The following is a 20134-nucleotide window of genomic DNA, read 5'->3' on the forward strand; positions in this document are numbered from 1 at the left end:
CGGAACCACCGATAATGGCGATCAGGCGCCACGGTCTCGATGACACCGATGGACAGACCGCCCTCGCTCCAGGGCCCGTCCGAGGGGTCATGTGACGGGTCCTCCACCGGGCCGTGGGGCCTGGTCCCGGATCTTCGAGGCCCTTCATCACCAAGCCTCTTCCAGGAGGCGACGCAGGCTTGCGGTGCTGTCGGTACCAAGTCGGGCGGTTGCTTCAGGGTAGAGCTGCTGGACACGGAGAGCGATCGCGGGAAGCTCGTTTCGGTCGATGCCGATCTCCCGCATCCTGGTCGGCAGGCCGACGCTCGTGACGAGGGAGGACAGCCGGACCGCGGCCTCGGCGGGTTCGTCGGTTGCCATCGCCGGCAGATCGAGTGGACCGCCGGTGTCGAGTGCGCGTGCCACCAGCTTCAGACGCAGGGGGGACGTTTGAGTCATGGCCCGGACGACTGCCGGCAGCGTGATCCCCGACGTCAGTGAGTGCGGGACCCCGTAGGTGCCGCCCAGCACGTGGCCGATGCGGTGGCTCAGCCCCAACGTGAGGCTGGCCGGGGCGAAGTAGCAGTACCAGGCCGCGAGCTGGCACGCCTGTCGTATTGTCGGCTCGCCCGGATCCATGGACTGTCGCAGGACTCCGGCGAGCTCTCGGATTCCCAACTGGGCCAGGTCGTCCAGCACCGGCCGGGGAGGGTTGCAGATCAGTCCTTCGACCGCGTGGTCCAGTGCCTTGGCGCCCGATCCTGCCCACAGGGGGCCGGGCGTGGCCGCGGTGAGCGCGCCGTCGAGGACGACCGCCACGGGCGTGACGTCCTCACGGGTATGCGTACGCTTCGTCGCCGCCCCGTCGTGGAATTCGGTCACGCCATAGTGATCGGCGAATTCCGCACCGGACAGCGTGGTCGGCACCGCGAAGTGCGGCAGTTGCCGACCGTCGTCGTCCGCCAGGCGGGCGGCGACGGCCTTGGTGGCGTCGATGACCGAGCCGCCGCCGAAGCTGACGAGCGCGTCGGCGCCCAGCTCACGCGCGGTGGCCGCAGCGCGTTCGACCGCGTCGCTGGGAACGTGTGCCGGCAGGTGTTCCACCCGGCCTGCACAGCGGCCGCCGCAGTTGCCCTCTACTGTTCGGAGCAGGGAGCCTTGCTCCGACAGCGATCTCGTGGTCATGAGAAGGACCCGGGAGACGGAGTACGAGTCCAGTAGATCGCCCAGACGGCCGATCGAACCGAGACCCCATTCAACGCGGCGGGTCGGCAGGAAGTCCAGGGCGCCCGCCGTCGGTGTGCGGAGAGATGAGGCGCTGTCCACAGGATGCTCCGGTCGAGAAGCAGGGCCACACCTGGCACGGTGGCGCAGACGCGGGCCTGGAACGTATGAGGGTAGGGCGACTGGCTGAGCCGGTCCGCCCGGTCGTCGGGCGGTGGCCCCGCATGGCGAGACCGAGGTGAACTACTGCGCAGGCACCCCGGCACGCTGAGGCACTCTCCAACGGCTTCCGGCGGGAAGTGCTTCGGCTGCCACCGCTGGGCGGTTGCCACCGCCGGACGATCTCGTGACCGCGAGTAATAGGCCGACCCCGATCTGGGACTGTTCGCCGGTCCGGCCTGGAGCGTTCCCCGCGCCTGGGTCAGGTATGGATCTCGGCCAGTCTCGGCAGAAGCGCCACCGCGTTGTTCTGCTCCACGTCGACGAGATCGGAGCCGTCGAAGAAGTCGCCGATCCCCGCGATCGTCTCAGCAGTCGTCGACTCCGGCATGAACGGGTGGTCGGTGCCGAACAGGATGCGGTCCGTGCCTCGTACAGGGAGGGCGGCAGCCCGAAGACCGGCTGGCCGGTGGGGACGGGCGCCGCCGGGTAACGTCGATGAGCGCGTCGTGCTATCCCACGCCGGGGCGGTGATGGACACCACCGTGGTCCGAATGCCGTGGCGATCCATCAGGTCGAGATCGGCCTCCACGTCCCAGCGCGGGTATGCCACGCCGGGAATGGGATCACCTACGCCGGCCCGGGCCATGGCGCTGAGGTAGGCGTCGGGATGACATGGTGGTGGATGTCGATGCGGTGGGGCGTCATGCCATGGCTCCCTGTCAGGGATTCGATCAGCCCCCGGCGGGCGGATCGCTGCGGGGGTCAGTCGAGCGGCTGGGTACGCGCGAGTTCGGCAAGCATCTCGTCCTGCTTCTCCTCGAGCCAGCTCGGCAGCTGCAGGCAGCTGCCCAGACTGTCCAGGGTCTCGTCCTTGAGGAAACCCTGCGGGTGGCTGCGGGTGGCCTCGAACATGGCTCCTGCGGGGGTGCGGAAGTACACCGAGTAGAAGTAGTTGCGATCCCGCGGCTCAGTCACGTCGATGAAGCCCATGGTCTCAAGACGATCCTTGAACTGGAGCTGGGCGTCGGCCTCACGCACATCGAAGGCGACGTGATCGATGGTGTTCCGCATGTAGCCCCATGTGCCCTGAGGAATGTCCGGCTGGTGATCGACTTCCACCACCTGCCCGGCGCTCCCGCGAGCCATCGTGTAAGCCTTGACGGCACCATCCGCGTCACGTGAGCGCAGCCCCATGCCCTCGTGCAGGAACATGTCGAGCTCATCCACCTCGCGGGTGCAGACAGTCACACTGTGCACTCCGCGGATCGCGGCTGCGGCCGGTACATCCGCGCCGGTCCAAGGCAGCCGTTCGTCGACGTCCACCTCCACCAGTTGGTGCTCGATCCCGTCCGGGTGGGCGAACCGGATCCGCTGGTCTCCCAACAGCTCGAACCTGGTTGCCGGCAGACCGTGCGAGTTGAGACGGTCCAACCAGAAGTTCAGGCTCCCGCGGGGAACCGAGAGGGAGATGGAACTCACCTGGCCCGACCCCCGCCGACCTTCGGGCCGGTCCGGGCCGAAGGCGAACGAGGTCAGCAGCGTGCCGGGTTCGCCGTACTCGTTGCCGTAGTACAGGTGGTAGAAGGGGCGGTCACCGTCCAGCAGCACGGTGCGCTTCACGTTCCGCAGACCGAGCACGCCCGCGTGGAATCGCATGTCCTCGCGTGCACTCGTGACGATGGAAGTGATGTGGTGATAGCCGTGGAATGTCACTGTGAACCCTCCGAAACGAGAGCCTGACGGTCCCGCCGATGCCTCCGCCAGACCGGACTTCCGTATTCATATACTATACGGTCCAGTATAGCAAGAGGTCTTGGCGCTCTCCACCGTTTCGCGGGGGCACCCTCCCCCAGGGGCATGCCCCGCGCAGCGTTCACGATGCCCCAGCCTGCACCGATACGCAGGGCCGGTGCGGGTTGCGGGTACTGGATACCTGCTGGGAGGCCCTACAGGAGCGGGCGCGGCAGCCGCCGACAGAGTTTCGCCGCCCCCTACTTCATCCTGATTTATCCCGATGTTGTGCCACCCGAGCCAGGACCACCCAGGAGCGACGTCCGGTTCCGCACCCGCTTTGATATACTGGCAAGTATAGTTTCTTGTCCCCGTCACTGGTTCGATCACCCTCGATCCTCCGCAGTCCGGTCCCGACTCGCGGATGCCATAGTGAGCGCGCCAGTAGTCCGATGCGGCCTATGCGGGCCCACCACTATCAGCGAGGAATCTGATGTCCAGCCCAGTCGACAATGCCATGAAAAGGCCCCTTCGACCCAAAGCACAGGCACTGAGGCTGCGGATCGTGGACGCGGCCCGGGCCGCGTTCCTCGCCGAGGGGTTCGACGTCAGCGTGGACGTCGTCGCAGCAGCCGCAGGCACCACCAAGGCCACCGTTTACAAGTACTTCGGGAACAAGCAAACGCTGTTCATTGCCGTGATCACTGAAGAACTCGACCGTGTTCACGAGGAACCGCTCCGCCTGGTCGCCTCCCGGCTTGCCCATTCCACTCATGTCCGGGAGGACCTCGTCGACGCATGCAAGGCGTGGGCGACGGGACTTGCCGCACCGGAGACGATCGCCTTGAGGAACCTGGTCGCCGGTGAACTCAGGAGGTTCCCCGAACTCGGCGAGGCATGGAAGCAACACGGTCCCGAGCGGATCCATCCGGTGATCGCCAAGACGCTGCGGCAGCTGGTGGAGCTGGGTCGGCTCAGCATCAAGGACATCGACCTGGCCGTGCTCCAACTCGCCGGATTGGCGGTGTCTCCAGCTGTGGTGTACAGCGCCTTCGGAAGTCCCCTCGACAGCGAACTGAGGGAACGGCTGATCGAATCGGGTGTGGACATGTTCCTCAACCAGTACCAGTATCGGATCAACGCCTAGGCGTATGGCCAGGCGTTTTGTCCATTGGAAGCGAAAAACTGAGCAGCGTGGCTACGGACAGCGAACTTGCCTACATGTCAGCCGTCGGCCTGGCCGCGCGTTTCGGCCGGGGCGAGCTTTCGCCCGTCGAGGTCCTGCGCGCCCTGTCCGAACGAGCCGACGAACATCAGGGTCTCAACGCCCTTGTGGCTGCCGACGCCAGGCGGAACCACCTTGAGGCGCAGGAGGCGGTGCGACGCTACCGCGAGGGCCGGGCGAGGCCGCTCGAAGGCATCCCCGTGATCGTCAAGGACCTCATCGACACCGAAGGACTGCGCACCTCCTACGGCTCAAGGATGTTCTCCGGGCACGTTCCGCCGCGCGACGCGGCTGTGGTGGAGCGTGTCCGTGCGGCCGGCGGCATCGTTGTGGCCAAGAGCGCGACGCACGAGTTCGCATGGGGTATCACCACCGACGGCAGCGCGGTGGGGCCCACCCGCAATCCGTGGGATCCGACGGTGGTACCAGGAGGCTCGAGCGGGGGTTCCGCCGCGGCACTCGCCGCCGGCCTGGCACCTTTGGCCATCGGCACGGACACCGCGGGGTCCATACGGATTCCGGCCGCCTTCTGCGGCGTCATGGGCCTCAAGCCCACATTCGGTCTCATCGACACAACGGGCGTCTTCCCCTTGGCTCCCTCGCTGGACCAAGTCGGGCCGATGGCACGAACTGTCGAGGACCTGCGGCTGTTGCTCTCGGTCCTCGCACCGGACGGCGCGCAGGCTCCGGACCCGGCAGCCGACGCAGAGGTCGTCGTCGGGATCTGGTCCGAGCTCGAACAAGCCGAGTCGGCCCCCGACATCGCCCATGTGTTCCACGAGACGGTCCGTGCGCTGGAGAATGCCGGAGTGCGGGTCGTACGCCTGTCAGCACCCGGACTGCCTCCTCTGTACCCGGCTCTGGGCACGACGGTCGCTGTCGAGGGGGCCGCCGGGCACCGCGGTGCGGGACTGTGGCCCGCACGGCGGTCCGAGTACGGCGGCCAGGTCCGCGCCAGGCTGGAGAAGGCATCCCGGGTCACCGTGGAGCAATACGCCCGGACGCAGCGGGACCGAGCGCTGATCACGGCGATGACCGCTCGGGTACTGCACGATGTGGACATCGTGCTCTCCCCTGTGTCCGGGGTCTCACCCGCGCGCATCGGCCATGACGAGGTCCCCGGCGCGCCACAGGCACTGAGCTTCCGGGAACGGGTGATGGCCTTCACCGCGCTGCAGAGTCTGACAGGGGTGCCGACCTGCGTGGTACGCGCCGGATTCGACTCCGAGGGTCTTCCCGTGGGAGTGCAACTCACCGCGTCATGGGGCCGGGAACACACCCTGCTCGCGACCGCTCAACGCCTGGTCGAGACGACTTCCGAGCTGCAGCATTCCTGGCCCACTGCCTGACGTCCGCTCCCGCCTCGTCGCCCGTTCTCCGTTTCCGGCCCATGCCCACCGACCCTCGCCGGGGGCCGCCCTCGGCGCACCCCCGGCTCGTCGCATGCTCATCGGCTGCTTCCGCAGCTCGTAGTCGTGATGGCCGCCTGGGACGCACATACCCGCAGGCCAGGCCACCGCCCAGCGCACCGCGGACGCATGGTTGGGTCCTCTGCTCAGAGTGCGGCCTCGTAGGCGTAGATCCAGCCGTTGGCAGTCAGGGGGTCGGAGTCGGCCAGCGCGATGTCGCGGGCCTGCTGTTCGGGGCCGTCCGGCAGGTGGTTGACATGAGCGCGACCATGACTCACCGTCTGCAGCCGGGTGGCGCGTTCGATCCGCGCCCCCTCGTAGCGTTGGAGGGCGCCTGCGATGTCGTCCGCACCGTCGGCGAGGGCCGCGGCGAGGACGGCGCCGTCCTCCATGGCCTGAGCGGCTCCCTGGCCGAAGAAGGGGAACATCGGGTGGGCCGCATCACCGAGGAGAGTGGTCCTCGGCGTACTCCACCGCCGCAGTGGCGCCCGGTCCAGCAGCGCCCACTTGCCGGGGGTTCCCCCTGACCTGATCAGGTCGGTCACACGCGGGTCCCAGCCCGTGAACTCGGCCAGGAACTCCTCCATCGAGGCGGTCGTGCTCCAGGACTCCTCGGTAAAGTCCCCTGCCGGGGCGAAGGCCACGACGTTGACGGCCCTCCCCCCGTTGACGGGGTAGTGCACCAGGTGCCGGCCGGGGCCGAGCCACAGCGTGTGCGCCCGGCGGAGGGCGAAGGCAGGCGCCCGCTCGGCGGGCACGAGGGTGCGGAAGGCGCAGAGGCCGGAGTACTCCGGCGTGGACGGCTCGGCGACCGTCGCGCGCACCACCGAATGCACCCCGTCGGCACCGATCACGACATCGGCCTCGGCCTTGCTGCCGTCGGCGAAGTGCAGCAGCACACCATCCGGCTGTTCCTCCACCGCCGTACAGCGCGTGCCGAGACGTACCCATTCCTCGGGCACCGCGGCCTTCACCGTGTCAAGGAGGTCCGCGCGATGGACGGTGTAGGTGCGCTCACCGTAGAGCCGCTCGCAGACTCCGTCGAGGCGCTCCACCGAGAGCACCCTCCCGTTCTCCCAGCGGCGGAACTCCCACGCCAGCTCCACCGGTACGGCGTCGCGCAGGAACCGGTCCATCACACCCAGCTGCCGCAGCAACCGGACGGCATTGGGTGACACCAGGATTCCCGCGCCGATCTCCTTGAGCGCGGGGGCCTGCTCGTAGACCGTCGCCATGACCCCGGCACGGCGCAGGAAAGCGGCGGCGGCGAGCCCACCGATACCGCCACCGACGACGGCGATCCGGGGCCGGCCTGGGGATGGACGCGGTGCCTCTGTGTGCATCTGCGGACTCCTCCTTCTGAGCAACGCGTTCGCGGACGCGACGTGAGGTTCTGTGATGGCTCCGATGCTCGTCATGTCCCTGAGCCAGGGAAACGGCTATGTTCATTGGACGAACATCGACGTGGAGCGCCATCGACTGGATCCGAGAGTGACGCCGCCCGGTCGCAGGTGACGCGGGGACCGAGGAGGACTGCATGGCCCGGACGAGCCAACCTGGTCGCAGCGTGAGTTCACGCCTGCTCGAAGTACTCTTCGCCTTCCGCCCCGGCCGGTCCCGGCTGTCTCTTGCCAGCCTCACCCGTGCAACCGGGCTCCCACACGCCACCGTGCGCAGGCTGGCCCTGGAACTCGTCGAGGCCGGAGCGCTCGACCGGGCGCCGGACGGCAGCTTCAGCATCGGCATCCGGATGTGGCAGCTGGGCACGCTCGCCCCGCTCAGCGTGCCCTTGCGCACCGCCGTCCTGCCCTTCATGGACGATCTGCACACCGCCCTGCGCCAGCACGTGCAGCTCGCCGTGCTCGAAGGCACGGAGGCCGTCCTCGTGGAACGCATCTCAGCCGCAGGCGCGGTCGATCTGATCTCCCACGTCGGTGGTCGGCTGCCGCTGCACAGTTCCGGTGTCGGCAAGGTACTGCTCGCACATGCCGGCCCAGGCCTCCAGGACCAGGTGATCGCACAGGGCCTCACGGCACACACCCCACGCACCATCACCGATCCGGTCCGGCTGCGGCACGCTCTCGACGAGTGCCGTCGCACCGGTGTGGCGATGGTCCGTGAGGAAATGACGCTCGGCACGGACTCCGTGGCCACCCGCGTCATCGACGCCGACGGTCACGTGGTCGCGGCCCTGTCCGTGATCGTCAGCACGGGCTCCGTCGGCCTGCACACGGTGCGGCCCGCCGTCATCGCCGCCGGACTCGCGGGGTCCCGAAGACTCGGCTGGACCCCCGCGGTCGGCATCCAGCACACCAACGGTGCCCATGCATGAGGCCCGCGGCACATGATGCCGCGGGACATGCCGCTGGGCAGCGGAACGCGGGCGTCGTCTCCCGCTCCACCCGGCTTTGGCTGGGGGCATCACCCGCCGAGGGCCCGGGGTAGCCGGGTCGGCTGGTCTCGCCGAGGCCTACCGCGTGGTCGGGCCTTCACGCGATCGAAGGCGCCGATCCCGCCGACCTCGCGACGGTGAGACTGCCGTCCGGAGATGATCCCCGCCGCTCCCAGTCCGGGGCGCGCGCCTCGCGCAGCGTGTCAGCGGGTTTCCCAACGCCCGTGGAACTGCTCCATGTGCTCGTCGCTCACGACACACATGTCCTTGTCGAGTGCCGTCCAGCCAGCAAGGTGATGGATGTTCCCGCCCAACGGGCCCGCGCGAGAAGCCGCTGATGCGGGCAGGGAAGCCGGGTTCACGGGGCCGTGTCCTGGGTCCAGGAGCGCGGAACATACAGTTCCCGGTCGATCGCCGCGTGGCCGCGCGGGGTGGAGTAGGCGAGGTAGACGGCGACCTGGCTGTTCTCGATGCGGCCGGGGAGCTGCATTTCAATTAGTGCTCGGTGGTGAGTGCCGGTGCGAGGCTGGAGTATGAGTGTCCCTCCATCTCTCAGCGCTCCCGCTGCTGGCTTACAGGCCAAGTTCGATCAGATCCTGCCGCACTTGGATGAGCGCCGCCGTCGGTTCTACCTGGCCAGCGAGGCCAACGCGCTTGGCCACGGGGGGATCGCCCTGGTGTCCTCCGTGTCCGGAACCAGCGCCGCCACCATCACGCGCGGCATCGCCGAACTGGCCGGAAGCCCTGCGCCGTCCCGGCGGATTCGGGCTCCTGGAGCCGGACGAAAGCCGCTGACGGCCACCGACCCCGGTCTGCTGCCGGCGCTGGAGGCACTGATCGAGCCGCACACCCGCGGTGATCCTGTCTCCCCGTTGCGCTGGACCACGTTGTCTCTGCGCACCCTGGCCTCGACGCTGACCGCGCAGGGCCACCCGGTCAGCGCCGCAACCGTCGGGCACCTGCTGCACGCTCTGGGCTTCAGCCTGCAGGGCACGGCCAAGACCATCGAAGGCGCCCGCCATCCAGACCGCGATGCCCAGTTCGCCCACCTGAATGCCACCGCCACCACCTACCTCGCCGCCGACCAGCCGGTGATCAGCGTCGACACCAAGGCCAAGGAGTGGCTCGGCAACCGCGACCGGCCCGGGCGAACCTGGCGGCCTGCCAAGAGCCCGATCCGGGTGGACTGCCACACCTTCATCACCAGCGACCAGCCGATCGTCATCCCTTACGGGGTCTACGACCTCGCCACTAACGTCGGCTGGGTCAATGTCGGAACCGATCACGACACCGCCGAGTTCGCGGTGGAGTCCATCCGTCGCTGGTGGCAGCACCGTGGCCGAGCCGACCATCCGGACGCCACCCGGCTGCTGATCACTGCGGACGCCGGCGGCTCCAACGATCCCCGCCACTGGACGTGGAAGAAACACCTGCACTCTTTCGCGATGGAGAGCGGGCTGGAGATCACGGTCTGTCACTTCCCGCCCGGAACGTCGAAGTGGAACAAGATCGAGCACCGGATGTTCTGCCACATCACGCAAACTGGCGGGGCCAGCCGTTGACCAGCTACCAGGTCGTCATCGACACCATCGCCGCGACGACCACCGGGGGCGGGCTGAGCATCGGCGCCGAGCTCGACACGGGCAGCTACCTCCTGGGCGCCACCGTCACGCCCGCCGAGTTCCATGCCCTGCCGATCACACCCAGCGCGTTCCACGGCGACTGGAACTACACCCTGGCCCCCACCCCGCCCAGCCCTCCCGAGGCACCATCGACCAAGCGGCGCATCGATCCGAGCTTGACCACGATGCTCACCGACCCGGTCCTGACCGGCATGTCGCGGTCCGCCTTCGAACACCTGGTGGCGGTCTCGGAACCATACTGGGATGCCCTGGCCGAGGCGGCCTTCCGACGGCGCTTCCACCGCCCCCGCAGCTACCTCCACCCGCAAACCAGCAGCTTGGACCACTACCATCGGCTGCTGACAGCCCTGCTGCGCCGGCGTAACGCAGCAACCAGCACACTCCTGGCCCAGTTGCTGGAGGTCGGCCGCACCAACTTATCCAACCAGTTCCAAGACGGCCACCGGCTCCTGGATCTACACCAAATCGCTGTCACACCGCTACCCGGATCGCCGGCCCGCACCCTGGAGCAGTTGCAGGCCCGCCTGACACCCACAGAAGACCGTTCCCAAGATCAAGTCTGACAATTATTCATTTACGAGCCCCGGCGGTGCCGGTGTACTGGCGCTGGACCTCGACCGTGGCGGTGCCCTTCTTGAGATCGCCGGTCTCATCGACGACCAATACCGCGCTGCCAGGCCGCCGGGATACCCGAGACCGTGCACTTCGCCACGAAACCCGCACTCGCCGCCCGCATGATCAGCCGCGCCCTGGACGCCGGCGTCCTCGTGTCCTGGGTGGCCGGCGATGAGGTGTACGGGAGCAACCCACACCTGCGGGCCGCGCTGGAGCACCGGCAGCTCGGTTACGTCCTCGCCGTCGCCTGCGACCACCAGATCACCACCCGCGCGGGCAAAATCCGCGCCGACACCCTGGTCAAGAGGCTCCCGAAACGGGCCTGGCAGAAGCTTTCCGCCGGGCCGGAGCGAAGGGGCATCGCTCCTACGACTGGGCCCTGGCCGACATCGCCGACGAGGGGTCGGGCCACCGACACCTGCTCGTCCGCCGCAACCGCAGCACCGGCGAACTCTCCTTCTATCGTTGCTACTCGGCAACCCGAGTGCCGCTGTCCACTCTCGTGAAGGTGGCCGGGATCTTCTTGTCCGCTCACAACCACCCAAAATGACATCTCGTGTCAGGCTCGCGGGACGTCTGCAGGGACTAAGTTCAGGCGCTGCCTCCAGTCGCCATCCGCAGAATCCGCAGAATGGATTGCTACGAGGCGTCTAGACTGCGGACCTCAGGTCAACCGTGGAATCGGGTCGCACCGCTACCACAGGCATCCTGATCCGCAGAGCGCCGCAGAATTCCGCAGAATGCGACTCTTGATCCTTCCGGTCACAGCACTCACTGTGTCAACGCCTCCTCCACTCAGGACCCACCGAGTCGAACCTCTGCCAGAAGGCGCCAGTCCCAGACCGTCTCTGGGCCGTCCTGGTTGACGATGTGGAGGCTGCGGATTGTCACCTCGCGATCCGGAAGCCGCTTCCCCAGCGCGTTGATAATAGGAGCCGCCGGGCCATCCGCGTTGCTGTAGGCCACCGTGACATGCGGTATCCACACATCATGGGCAAGAACGCCATCACGGCCTGTGGCTGCCCGCGTGGCGGACTTCGCTGCCTCCAGCAACGGCCGGAGCCGTTCGGCCGGCCGAGCCTCCAACACCACCGCCTCGGGGTGGTAAAGCACACGCCCCAACGTGACGGTGATGGGCTCCACCCGCTCGAGCTGGACTGCCGCCTCCTCGGCCATCACGTTTACCTGATGGCCGGTGATCTCATGCGAATACCCGGCGATGAACGTGGTGAGGTGGATGAACGAGTGCGGCACCAGATCGAGTCCAGGTAGGCCGGCCAGGCGGTCGTGAGCTTCCTGGACGATGGCTCGCGCGTCCGGATCATCCCCTAACAGGACATGCCAATAGAGCTGGCCTTGGCCCGGCGGCAGCATGAGCGCTCGCCGTCTCTCCCAGCGGTTGGCCATGCGCGTCGGTAGCGGGCTCACCCATTCTCCCCGGCAGTAGCGGGCAGGGCCCGGGCCGAGTTGAACATACTGATCTGCTCGCGCAGCGTGGTCACGATATCCGAGCCTCGGAACCGGGGCGCCGCCAATTGGGCGTCCATCCGCACCAGGTAGTTGGTGATCGTGGACAGGCGATGTTCGGGCGGCAGCGACATGGCGGGCGTTACCTGCTCGGCGGCAGCGTCCAGGTCACCCATCATCACGTATGCGATCCCCGCACCGAATCGAACCTGTGCCCACGTGCCGGCCACCCACGGGGCACCGTTGGCCCAGGCGTCGTCAGCCGCAGTTGCGGCCTGCAGCGCTGCGACCGGGTCGCGCGCCTGGAGCGCCACCGACAAGGCGTACAGCGCCCGTCTGGACGGGGGACACGACCAGGGCGTCACCCCCGAATCGTCAGCGACGGACTCGGCGGTCTCCTCCGCTCTCTGGAGCGCTTCTCGGGCTCGGGTGAAGTCGCCGAGCAGGCTCGCCGCGTTCGCCTCCTGGCTGGCCAGGAGCACCCGCAAGGGCGTGGCCGGGCTGCACTGATACCCGCGCCTGGCAGCGTCGGCGGATGCCGCGTACCGGCGCCGCCACCGCTCGGTTCTCGCTTGGGCGCTCAACGCGGCTGCCTCGCTGGCGCCGGCCTCTTGAGCGGACAGGACGGCGGTTCTGCCGTGGACGACCGCCGATTCGTCGTCGTACAAGTCGCCCAGCAGGATGCAGGTGTGAGCGAGGAGATCGGCGTCGATCCGGAACAGCTCGCGCGTCTGGCGAAGCCTCTGCTTGCCACCTCGTAGAAGGGCCGTCACCTGCCGATGCAAGCGCAGTACCTCGGCGAGCATCGGCTCGGGAGGGGTCAGTGTGTGGCGCTCGGCCAGGTGGTAACGCGTCTCGTCGATCATGGCGACGGTGCTGTCGCCGACGTTGCTCTGTTCGATCCATGCGGCGTGCTCGATGGCGTCGCGGCTCATCGACGGCGACGCCGCGGGACTGTCGTCGGCGTCGAACAGGACGGCCTCGTCCATGCCGAACACGCGGCAATACAGCAGGGGGTAGGGGTCCTTCGGGCGACTGTTACCCGCTTCGTGATCCTTGATCCTGCGAACCACCGACTCGAACTCCGGCAGCGCGATCTCCTCGCCGGCGGCCTTGAACAACTGGCTGGCCAGTTGCTTCTGCGACCAGCCTCGCTGACGTCGCCCATCACGAATGCGTTCGGCCCAAGCAGGAGATCCGCTCTTTTCCATCATGCCGTCGCACCTCACCACCGAGTCGGGGGATACGGTCGCCGCCCCCAGTCTCCCTCAACCGCACCTGTCCGCGCGTGGTTACGCAGCGTTGTGATGGATCCGTGCACTGGGACACGAACCACAGCGACGCCATGACGGACACCGAGCTGCGCGAACTCGTGTCCGTCACCGATCGCGGCGTCCATGAAGTCGTTGCACAGGCCGCGCTCAAGCAGGACTTGCGGGGTCGGCAGCTCTCCGTACTACGTAACACCTACCCGGCTTGGGACATCTCCTATGCGCGCGATGCCTCTGGGCGCCGGTGGTGGACCGCAGCGCTGCGTCAGCCTCTCACGGTGGAGCTGGTGGCGGCCGGCGTCATGAGCCCCGTTCGGCGTGAGGACGCGATCGCCCTCGCATCCACCTTGGCCTGGCAATCGGCCCTGCTCCACAGCGTTCGGGGGTCGACTTGAACCACATGGACGCCTCGAGCCCGCAGGTTGCGGGTGCGGCAGACCAACCGCGCGACTCTGACCTGTATCAATGGGGTCCATACATCCAGCGCAGTCCGCGTATGCGGGTCGTTGCCACGTCCTGCTGCGGCGAGTTCGAGCTGTGCTCCGAGGGCGGCCAGTACTTCGTCCTGCGCCCGGCCGGGGACGGCCACGAGGAGACCGCCAGGGGCCGTTTCGCCCGTGCCGCCCGGGTGTGGGAGGTCCTGGCCTCACAGCATTCATGCGCCGAGTACGAGCCTCCGCGCCGGAGGAGGTGGTGTCCCACCCGCTGACAGCGTCCGTCACACATCACCGATCCCTGAGGGGAGTGACCATGAGTCCTACGACAGCTGCGGGCCAGCGCTCCGCAGCCGACGTCATCGAACCCCGTAGCCTGGTCGACCACGCCCTGTTCGACCAGCTCACCACCCGCGTCGCCCGCACTCACAACATCACCTGCGAGCACGCCGGCCGCATCATGGAGCAGGCGCTCGCGTTCCTGTACACGTGCGCCCACAACCCCGGCGCGGCCCTCACGCCGTCGCCCGAGGTGGACCTGGGATGGCACACGTTCATCCTCGACACCCACGCCTACAGCGAGTTCTGCCAGCGCATCGCGGACCGTTTCCTCCACCACAATCCCGAGGAACCCGGCGGCGACAAGGCGGCATTCGCGGCCAGACTGGGTGACACCATCCAGGCGATGCGCGCCCTGGGCATGACAGTGGACAGCGCGCTGTGGCTGACCAACGCCGAATGCAGCCAGTGCTACGCCGGCTGCGTCGACGACCCGAGCCCCGAAGGGATCCAGCCGTGACCCGACCAACCTGGGAAGAGCTTCCCGACGTCGTCATCAACGCCGTGCAAGCGCAGTGCGGCCAGGTGCTCAAGGCCGAGACCGCCACCCACGGCATCATGCCCGGCATCGCGACCCGCCTCGATCTCGAGGACGGCGGACACGTGTTCTTCAAAGCCATTGAGCGGACCCACGAGGCCGCACGGCTGCACCTGCGGGAGCGGTGGGCGGGCCGGAGCCTGCCGACGGAGGTTCCCGCTCCGCGCATGCTGTGGGCTGACACCGTCGGCGACTGGCACGCCATGGTGTGGGAGTACGTCAACGACAAGGCCCACCACGCCGATCTCTCGCCCGGGTCGGAGGACCTGCCCGCTGTCCTCGACACGATGGCGCTCCTCGGCGCGCTGTTCACACCATGCCCGAACGGCGCCATGCCGGTGTCGGAGAACGTCAACGCGCTGATGGCCAAGGCCCGGCACATGCTCGACAAGCCCCCGGGCGAACTGGCTGAGCGCGCCCCGTACGAGGCCGCGGTCAACGGGTTCGACCTGTCCGCCCTGCGTGGCAACACGCTGCTGCACTACGACCTGAGCGCCGGCAACCTGCTCGTCACGGGTGGGCGCGTCCGCGTCGTCGACTGGTCGTTCGCGGCCCGGGGCGCGGCCTGGCTGGACGCCGCTCTCTTCGCGCCGCGGCTGATCGATGCGGGGCATACGCCGGAGAAGACCGACCAACTCCTGTCCACGCTGCCGCACTGGCGCGACGCACCCCGCAAGGCCGTGGCCGGGATCGCTGCGGCGTGGACGCTGTTCCGCCTCTACAAGGCCCAGTACGGGCCGGAGCAGGTTCGCGAGGCCCGCGCCCGCGCCGCTGACGCGGGCCGGTCCTGGCTGGCCTATCAGCAAGCGAACGCCTGATCGGGCGCCCTGTGCCTTCTCGACAACGCCAGGCCGCACTGTAATCCACGAACTGACCACCGCCCGCGCGTGACCAGCAGCAAAGAGGCGCGGCCCTCCCCCACCCCAGATGTGGCAGAGGGCCGCGCCGTCCTGATCCCGGACTAAAGCCTCACAGCCCAACACACAAGGACGGAAGATCAATCGCACATGTCTTCCACGCTTGAGCTTGCGTCTGACATCGACCTGCGCGGCGCGTTCAGACGGTTCTACGTCTGGCGCGACCTCGCAGGCCTCTGGCACGCCAAGCCGCTGCCCAAGCTAACCCCCGGCGAGATCGCCTATGGCGTCCAGCCGGAACTGGTAGCCGATTCCCTCCTCCAACTGGCCTACGAATGCACGTGGCAGCGGAGCCGCCGCAACGTCTACCGCTATTTGACGAAGTACGCCGCTGGAGGAACGTGCCCTTGCTCGGCATCCTGACGTGGCCGTACCTCTGTGGAAGCCCGAACACACGTCCCCCAGGGAGATCGCACTCGAATCACAGAGACCTCGTACTGCGGAGCCTGCGGGTGAGCTTGCGGCGCCTGATCGAAACCGCGGCTTTCTGCGGCATTCCGCAGGATGCGGGATGGCCCCGGTGACCGACACGCAAACGTGCTCCCCCAGGTGTAGTGCAGGGTTCTGCGGATTACGCGGTGCCACCTCTCGGCCGCCATCTTGTGGCGCCTCCGTCCCGCCGCCCCGAAGCTGCACCGTATCCAGCAGGGCAGCACCTGACGACAAACAACGCAGTGAGCAACCTGGCGTCACTCCGCGTCCGCCAGCTCCATTGGGGGAAGGTTAGAAGGAGACGTTGAGCTGCGATGTTCCGCGGGGCCGCTCGTCTCCGCCCTACCCTGGAGACACTGTGCCTCGGCGAGGGAGCGCGATGAGCAAGGCGAAGGATGACCCCACCTACGTTCGGATAGCTGAGGACATCCGTAACCGCATTCGCCAAGGCGATCCTCCTGCCGGCGACATGCTGCCCTCCGAGGCCGCTCTTGCCCGAACGTACGGTGTGGCGAGAGGCACCGTTCGTCAAGCCGTCGCCGAGCTGGAGCGCTCGGGGCTAGTGGTCAGCGAGGCCGGCCGCGGACGCCGCGTGGTCGGCGAAGGACCCACCCGCCATGCGGCCTCGACACAGTACGAGACGATCGCCGAGGCCCTCCGCAAGCGCATCGAGAGCGGCGAGCTTGTTCCTGGCCAGCAACTTCCAGGCGAGGCCGCCACAGCGGACGAGTTCGGCGTATCAAAGGGAACCGTCCGCCAGGCGTTCCTCATGCTGGCAGCCGAACATCTGATTGCTGCCGTGCACGGCAAGGGATGGTTCGTGGGGGGTCGCGAGCACGCGCAGACGCGAGCCGACGAGGTCGCCAATCACCTCCGGCAGGAAGTTGGTACGGGAAAGCTCGCCGTAGGGTCCGTGCTTCCTGGGGAGAATGTGCTGGCGCAAGAGCAAGGCGTTGGCCGCATCACCATTAGGCGGGCCCTTGCACTACTGGAAGCAGAAGGGATAGTCGAAAAGAGGCCCGGAAGGGGTCGTGTTGTCAGGTCGCAACCAAAGGGTCCTTAGGTGATCTCCGATACGTCCATAGCTCCCTTCAGCTCTCAAGAAGCACTCGCAACCCTGCGAGAGGTGAGCGCGGGTGATGATCAGGGTCGAAACTTGGCCGCGTATTGGCCGTGGAGAGCCGTACCGCGTCGTTGACCACCGTAGATAGTCGGATACAACGCGAGAGGCCCGTCACCGCGTTTCCGCTGGTGACGGGCCTCTTCTAGCTGGTGTGGCAGGTGCAAGGTTCGAACTTGCGTAGGCTGAGCCGACGGTTTTACAGACCGCTCCCTTTGGCCACTCGGGCAACCTGCCTTGTCTTCCGCTCTCGCGGCGACACACAGAAGGATAGCGGACTTCAGAGGTGTACGTGACACCGGTTTGTCCCGTGCCGGATTGTGGCGTCATGCACGACCGGAACCAGCCCAGGCGCCCCATCCACCTACCTGACCAAGCGGTGCGGTCTGGGCAAGGGATCATGAAGGGTGATCATCGGTGTACGGGGGGCGGTGTCCTGCACGGCGGGCCGATGCTGGCTAGGCTCGTTCGCTGGGTCCACTCGTTCGCTATTCGCGTTCGCGACGCCGGTGCAGGCGGGATCCGCGTAGTGCTTCGCAGCTGAGAGGGTGGGTGTTTTGGCCGATTCGTCTTTCGACATCGTTAGCAAGATCGACCGGCAGGAGGTCGACAACGCTCTGAACCAGACGGTCAAGGAGATCGGGCATCGGTTCGACTTCAAGGGCACCGGGGCGAGCATCAGCTGGTCCGGGCAGAACAACATCGAGATCAAGGCCAACAGCGAGGAGCGGGCCGATGCCGCGCTCGACGTGTTCAAGGAGAAGGTGGTCAAGCGAGGGCTCTCGCTGAAGATCCTCGACGCCGGTGAGGCCAAGCTGTCCGGTAAGGAATACCGCATGCTGGTCAGCCTCAAGGAGGGCATCGACCAGGAGCACGCCAAGAAGATCTCCAAGCTGATTCGCGACGAGGGTCCCAAGGGGATCAAGGCGCAGATTCAGGGCGAGGAGCTTCGGGTGAGCTCGAAGAAGAAGGACGAGCTGCAGGAGGTCATCTCGCTGCTCAAGGGCAAGGATCTGGATATCGCGTTGCAGTTCGTCAACTACCGATAGCTGTTGTGGACATCTCCGGGGTGGCGCGCGGTCGTGGGGGTCGCGGCGTGGAGGGGCACGTGGGAGGTGGGTTCAGGCGGCTTCTTGCATGGCATGGCATGGCCGGGCGCGTCGTTCAGGATGCGCCCGGTCATGGGCTCTTCCTGGCGCTGTGCGGGGCCGCCTAGCGCCGTGCGTGCGGTCCTGGGTCGTAGGGTCGGGGGATGTGACGAAGATTCCCCTGCGGCGCATCGCGGCGCGTGCTCTGCCCATCGATGATCAGGACCGGGTGCTCCTGCTGTACGGATTCGATCCCGAGCGCCCCGAGCGGCCGTACTGGTTCACAGTCGGCGGGGCCTTGGAGGACGGTGAGACGCCGGCTGAGGCCGCCGCGCGTGAGCTGTATGAGGAGGCCGGGATTCGGGTTGGCGTCGAGGAGTTCGGCGCGCCGTTCGGGGCCCGCACGATCGAGTTCTCCTGGGCGGGCTACGCCATCACGCAGGACCAGGTCTTTCTCACGGTACGGGTGGGTGACGCGGTCGTGTCGTTCGAGCACATGGAGCAGATCGAGAAGGACACGACGATCGGCTATCGGTGGTGGAGTGTCGAGGAGCTCGAAAGTGCCGAGGAGGTCTTCCATCCCGAGGATCTTGCGGCCCTCCTGCGGAAGGTCATTGCGGGTGGAGGAGTCGCGTAGCGGTCCCGCGTCGGCTGCTCACTGGGGACGGAGGATTCGGGTGGCGCCTGCGATCAGTGCCGTTGCCAGGATCCAGCCTGAGACGATGAGCGCGTACGCCAGCCATTGCGTCCACCCGCCCGGGTCGAAAAACTCTCGTTGCCCGAATGTGGGCAGAGGGAGCAGCAGGTCGAAGGTGTAGGCGAACGAGTTGAAATCTGGGCTTTCGGCTGGCTTGAGGGCTCTGGGTGGGTTGAGGGCGAAGACGATCGTGCCGATCGCCAGCAGCAGCGTGAACCACATGCCCGCCAGCCAAGGTCGGTAGCCGTACCCGACCGCTACGTCGAGCAGCCGGCCCCATATCCGGCCCCCGAGTCCCTGGGTCTGGCGCCTGGCGCGGAGCTTGGCCAGCTGGGTGCGGCGGGCCAGGGCGTCGTTGCCGTCGCTGAGGTACCAAGCGGCCAGTTGCTCGTACGGCTGCGGGCGGAAGCCCTCGGGGTCGCGCGTGACCCATTCGACCCTCCTGGTGACGCCGGAGCCGCGCAGGCGGTCGTATGTCAGGCCGTTCAGGCGAAGTTTCTCCGGCCACGTGTCGGGGTCGTCGTGCAGGGTGCCTAACCTCGAGTTCGTGAGGGTGACGACGCCGTCGACGGGCTCGGCGGGCTTGAGGTAGAGCTCGCGGACCTCCATATGGCTCATGTGGAGGGCGTAGCGGGTGTCGGGGCTGCTCACGGTACCGCTGAGGGAGAACGTTCCGTTGATGCGGGCGCCGCGGAGCCGTACGCAGCCTTCTGCGTGGAATCCGTCGGTGCAGCGCATGATGTCCTCGACGACCATGCTGTCGGCCGTGAGGGCTTCCTTGCCGGGATTGCGGAGTGTGGCGCCCTCCAGGAAGAGTCCGCCGTTCAGACGGGCGCCTACCAGGCCGACGCCGCCGGTGAGATCGGCGTTGCGCAGGTACATGCCGGAGTCCACGACGGCGGCGTTAGCGTACAGGGCCCATTCGCCGTCGTCGCTCACGATCTTGGTGCCGCCGAGCCACAGACCGCTCTCGAACTGGGCTCGGGCGACGCGGACGCCGCCGGTGATGTTGGACCCGGAGAGGCTGAGGTGGCCGGCGACCCGCATGCCGCCCCCGCTGAGGCCGGGGAACGTGCAGTCGGTCAGGCGGATGGTACGGGTGGTGGCGTTGGTGAGCCGGAGGGGTTCGTCCAGATGGCAGCCGCTCAGCACCAGTTCGTGCTGGAGGGCGCCGCCCAGGACCGTGAGCTGGCCGGTGATCCGCGCACCGCGCACCCGTACCGCGGGGACGTGGCCGGCGCCGCCGTCGCGAGCGCCGAGTAGCAGAGAGGAGATCACCTTGGCCCGGATCGTGCGCTCGGGGCCCCAGGTGTCGCCGTCCTTGGGCGCGTTCTCTCCGGCGGGACAGCCGGTGCCGGACGTGAGCGGGGCGAAGTCGACGTAATCGCCTGTGGGGAACGCGTTCCACAGCTTGCGCTCGGCCTCGGTCAGCCGGGGGGTTCGGCCCATCT

The 20134-nt window shown here is 67.5% G+C and carries 19 protein-coding genes, 1 tRNA gene and 3 pseudogenes; 13 read left to right on the forward strand and 10 right to left on the reverse strand.

Features of this window, described 5'->3' with window-relative positions:
- Window positions 1-147: 147 nt before the first annotated feature.
- The 3 genes from OHA25_RS03570 to OHA25_RS03580 all read right to left on the reverse strand — a co-directional run bounded on the left by OHA25_RS03570 (window position 148) and on the right by OHA25_RS03580 (window position 2985).
- Window positions 148-1305: an iron-containing alcohol dehydrogenase gene (locus OHA25_RS03570; protein WP_327586195.1), complete on the reverse strand. Its 1158-nt coding sequence runs from the start codon at window positions 1303-1305 to the stop codon at window positions 148-150.
- A gap of 319 nt (window positions 1306-1624) precedes the next feature.
- Complete coding sequence (locus tag OHA25_RS03575; RefSeq protein ID WP_327586196.1) at window positions 1625-2011, reverse strand: hypothetical protein; 387 nt, start codon at window positions 2009-2011, stop codon at window positions 1625-1627.
- A 116-nt stretch (window positions 2012-2127) separates the two neighbouring features.
- The gene (locus tag OHA25_RS03580) at window positions 2128-2985 is read right to left on the reverse strand and encodes a hypothetical protein (protein WP_327586197.1); all 858 of its coding nucleotides are present in this window, start codon (window positions 2983-2985) and stop codon (window positions 2128-2130) included.
- A gap of 676 nt (window positions 2986-3661) precedes the next feature.
- Here OHA25_RS03580 and OHA25_RS03585 point away from each other — a divergent pair.
- Together OHA25_RS03585 and OHA25_RS03590 are read left to right on the forward strand one after the other, a co-directional pair.
- Complete coding sequence (locus OHA25_RS03585) at window positions 3662-4243, forward strand: TetR/AcrR family transcriptional regulator C-terminal domain-containing protein (RefSeq protein ID WP_327586198.1); 582 nt, start codon at window positions 3662-3664, stop codon at window positions 4241-4243.
- Window positions 4244-4290: 47 nt separating this feature from the next.
- Window positions 4291-5670 (forward strand): amidase, encoded by a 1380-nt coding sequence (locus OHA25_RS03590; RefSeq protein WP_327586199.1) that lies wholly within the window; start codon window positions 4291-4293, stop codon window positions 5668-5670.
- Window positions 5671-5876: 206 nt separating this feature from the next.
- Here OHA25_RS03590 and OHA25_RS03595 read toward each other — a convergent pair whose 3' ends face one another.
- Window positions 5877-7073 carry an FAD-dependent monooxygenase gene (locus OHA25_RS03595; protein WP_327586200.1) on the reverse strand — a complete coding sequence of 399 codons (1197 nt, stop codon included), beginning with the start codon at window positions 7071-7073 and terminating at the stop codon, window positions 5877-5879.
- 224 nt (window positions 7074-7297) lie between these two features.
- Between OHA25_RS03595 and OHA25_RS03600 the strand changes: the two genes are divergently transcribed.
- Window positions 7298-8062, forward strand: a complete 765-nt coding sequence (locus tag OHA25_RS03600) for an IclR family transcriptional regulator (RefSeq protein WP_327586201.1) — start codon at window positions 7298-7300, stop codon at window positions 8060-8062.
- A 418-nt stretch (window positions 8063-8480) separates the two neighbouring features.
- Here OHA25_RS03600 and OHA25_RS03605 read toward each other — a convergent pair whose 3' ends face one another.
- Window positions 8481-8612 carry a transposase gene (locus OHA25_RS03605; RefSeq protein WP_327591238.1) on the reverse strand — a complete coding sequence of 44 codons (132 nt, stop codon included), beginning with the start codon at window positions 8610-8612 and terminating at the stop codon, window positions 8481-8483.
- Between the two features lie 43 nt (window positions 8613-8655).
- Between OHA25_RS03605 and OHA25_RS03610 the strand changes: the two are divergent.
- Window positions 8656-10348: pseudogene (locus OHA25_RS03610) on the forward strand (ISAzo13 family transposase); the annotation flags it as partial.
- Here OHA25_RS03610 and OHA25_RS03615 read toward each other — a convergent pair.
- Window positions 10348-10434, reverse strand: a pseudogene (locus tag OHA25_RS03615) (transposase); the annotation flags it as partial. The pseudogenes OHA25_RS03610 and OHA25_RS03615 sit on opposite strands and share 1 nt — an antisense overlap.
- Between OHA25_RS03615 and OHA25_RS03620 the strand changes: the two are divergent.
- Window positions 10434-10897 (forward strand): annotated as a pseudogene (locus OHA25_RS03620) (transposase); the annotation flags it as partial. The pseudogenes OHA25_RS03615 and OHA25_RS03620 overlap by 1 nt on opposite strands.
- Window positions 10898-11175: 278 nt before the next feature.
- Here OHA25_RS03620 and OHA25_RS03625 read toward each other — a convergent pair.
- Together OHA25_RS03625 and OHA25_RS03630 are read right to left on the reverse strand one after the other, a co-directional pair.
- The gene (locus OHA25_RS03625) at window positions 11176-11808 is read right to left on the reverse strand and encodes a 2'-5' RNA ligase family protein (protein ID WP_327586202.1); all 633 of its coding nucleotides are present in this window, start codon (window positions 11806-11808) and stop codon (window positions 11176-11178) included.
- A complete protein-coding gene (locus OHA25_RS03630; protein WP_327586203.1) occupies window positions 11805-13061 on the reverse strand; it encodes a helix-turn-helix domain-containing protein in 1257 nt (418 codons plus the stop codon). The genes OHA25_RS03625 and OHA25_RS03630 overlap by 4 nt, the downstream gene beginning before the upstream one ends.
- Before the next feature lie 131 nt (window positions 13062-13192).
- Here OHA25_RS03630 and OHA25_RS03635 point away from each other — a divergent pair, with 131 nt between their 5' ends.
- The 6 genes from OHA25_RS03635 to OHA25_RS03660 all read left to right on the forward strand — a co-directional run bounded on the left by OHA25_RS03635 (window position 13193) and on the right by OHA25_RS03660 (window position 16841).
- Window positions 13193-13513 (forward strand): hypothetical protein, encoded by a 321-nt coding sequence (locus tag OHA25_RS03635; RefSeq protein WP_327586204.1) that lies wholly within the window; start codon window positions 13193-13195, stop codon window positions 13511-13513.
- A 101-nt stretch (window positions 13514-13614) separates the two neighbouring features.
- Window positions 13615-13827 carry a hypothetical protein gene (locus OHA25_RS03640; protein ID WP_327586205.1) on the forward strand — a complete coding sequence of 71 codons (213 nt, stop codon included), beginning with the start codon at window positions 13615-13617 and terminating at the stop codon, window positions 13825-13827.
- Between the two features lie 41 nt (window positions 13828-13868).
- Complete coding sequence (locus OHA25_RS03645) at window positions 13869-14351, forward strand: glycine-rich domain-containing protein (protein ID WP_327586206.1); 483 nt, start codon at window positions 13869-13871, stop codon at window positions 14349-14351.
- Window positions 14348-15247, forward strand: coding sequence for a phosphotransferase family protein (locus tag OHA25_RS03650; protein ID WP_327586207.1), 900 nt, complete (start codon window positions 14348-14350; stop codon window positions 15245-15247). The genes OHA25_RS03645 and OHA25_RS03650 overlap by 4 nt, the downstream gene beginning before the upstream one ends.
- Before the next feature lie 189 nt (window positions 15248-15436).
- Window positions 15437-15709, forward strand: a complete 273-nt coding sequence (locus OHA25_RS03655) for a hypothetical protein (protein ID WP_327586208.1) — start codon at window positions 15437-15439, stop codon at window positions 15707-15709.
- Window positions 15710-16157: 448 nt separating this feature from the next.
- Entirely contained in the window at window positions 16158-16841 is a 684-nt protein-coding gene (locus OHA25_RS03660; protein ID WP_327586209.1) for a GntR family transcriptional regulator, read from the forward strand.
- Between the two features lie 212 nt (window positions 16842-17053).
- Here OHA25_RS03660 and OHA25_RS03665 read toward each other — a convergent pair.
- Window positions 17054-17135: transfer RNA gene (locus OHA25_RS03665), tRNA-Tyr, on the reverse strand.
- A 320-nt stretch (window positions 17136-17455) separates the two neighbouring features.
- Here OHA25_RS03665 and OHA25_RS03670 point away from each other — a divergent pair.
- Window positions 17456-17947, forward strand: a complete 492-nt coding sequence (locus tag OHA25_RS03670) for a YajQ family cyclic di-GMP-binding protein (RefSeq protein ID WP_442942053.1) — start codon at window positions 17456-17458, stop codon at window positions 17945-17947.
- A gap of 205 nt (window positions 17948-18152) precedes the next feature.
- Entirely contained in the window at window positions 18153-18623 is a 471-nt protein-coding gene (locus OHA25_RS03675) for an NUDIX hydrolase (protein WP_327586211.1), read from the forward strand.
- An 18-nt stretch (window positions 18624-18641) separates the two neighbouring features.
- Here the strand turns inward: OHA25_RS03675 and OHA25_RS03680 are convergent, their stop codons facing one another.
- Entirely contained in the window at window positions 18642-20132 is a 1491-nt protein-coding gene (locus tag OHA25_RS03680; RefSeq protein WP_327586212.1) for a hypothetical protein, read from the reverse strand.
- Window positions 20133-20134: the final 2 nt, after the last annotated feature.

Source organism: Nonomuraea sp. NBC_00507 (genome assembly GCF_036013525.1).
Classification (GTDB): domain Bacteria; phylum Actinomycetota; class Actinomycetes; order Streptosporangiales; family Streptosporangiaceae; genus Nonomuraea.

Excerpts from the sequence above, each read along its gene's own strand:
- OHA25_RS03575 (WP_327586196.1), bottom strand. The coding sequence starts at position 2,011 with ATGGCCCGGGCCGGCGTAGGTGATCCCATTCCCGGCGTGGCATACCCG.
- OHA25_RS03595 (WP_327586200.1), bottom strand. The coding sequence starts at position 7,073 with ATGCACACAGAGGCACCGCGTCCATCCCCAGGCCGGCCCCGGATCGCC.
- OHA25_RS03605 (WP_327591238.1), bottom strand. The coding sequence starts at position 8,612 with ATGCAGCTCCCCGGCCGCATCGAGAACAGCCAGGTCGCCGTCTACCTC.
- OHA25_RS03630 (WP_327586203.1), bottom strand. The coding sequence starts at position 13,061 with ATGATGGAAAAGAGCGGATCTCCTGCTTGGGCCGAACGCATTCGTGAT.
- OHA25_RS03635 (WP_327586204.1), top strand. The coding sequence starts at position 13,193 with ATGACGGACACCGAGCTGCGCGAACTCGTGTCCGTCACCGATCGCGGC.
- OHA25_RS03640 (WP_327586205.1), top strand. The coding sequence starts at position 13,615 with ATGCGGGTCGTTGCCACGTCCTGCTGCGGCGAGTTCGAGCTGTGCTCC.
- OHA25_RS03645 (WP_327586206.1), top strand. The coding sequence starts at position 13,869 with ATGAGTCCTACGACAGCTGCGGGCCAGCGCTCCGCAGCCGACGTCATC.
- OHA25_RS03655 (WP_327586208.1), top strand. The coding sequence starts at position 15,437 with ATGTCTTCCACGCTTGAGCTTGCGTCTGACATCGACCTGCGCGGCGCG.
- OHA25_RS03660 (WP_327586209.1), top strand. The coding sequence starts at position 16,158 with ATGAGCAAGGCGAAGGATGACCCCACCTACGTTCGGATAGCTGAGGAC.
- OHA25_RS03680 (WP_327586212.1), bottom strand. The coding sequence starts at position 20,132 with ATGGGCCGAACCCCCCGGCTGACCGAGGCCGAGCGCAAGCTGTGGAAC.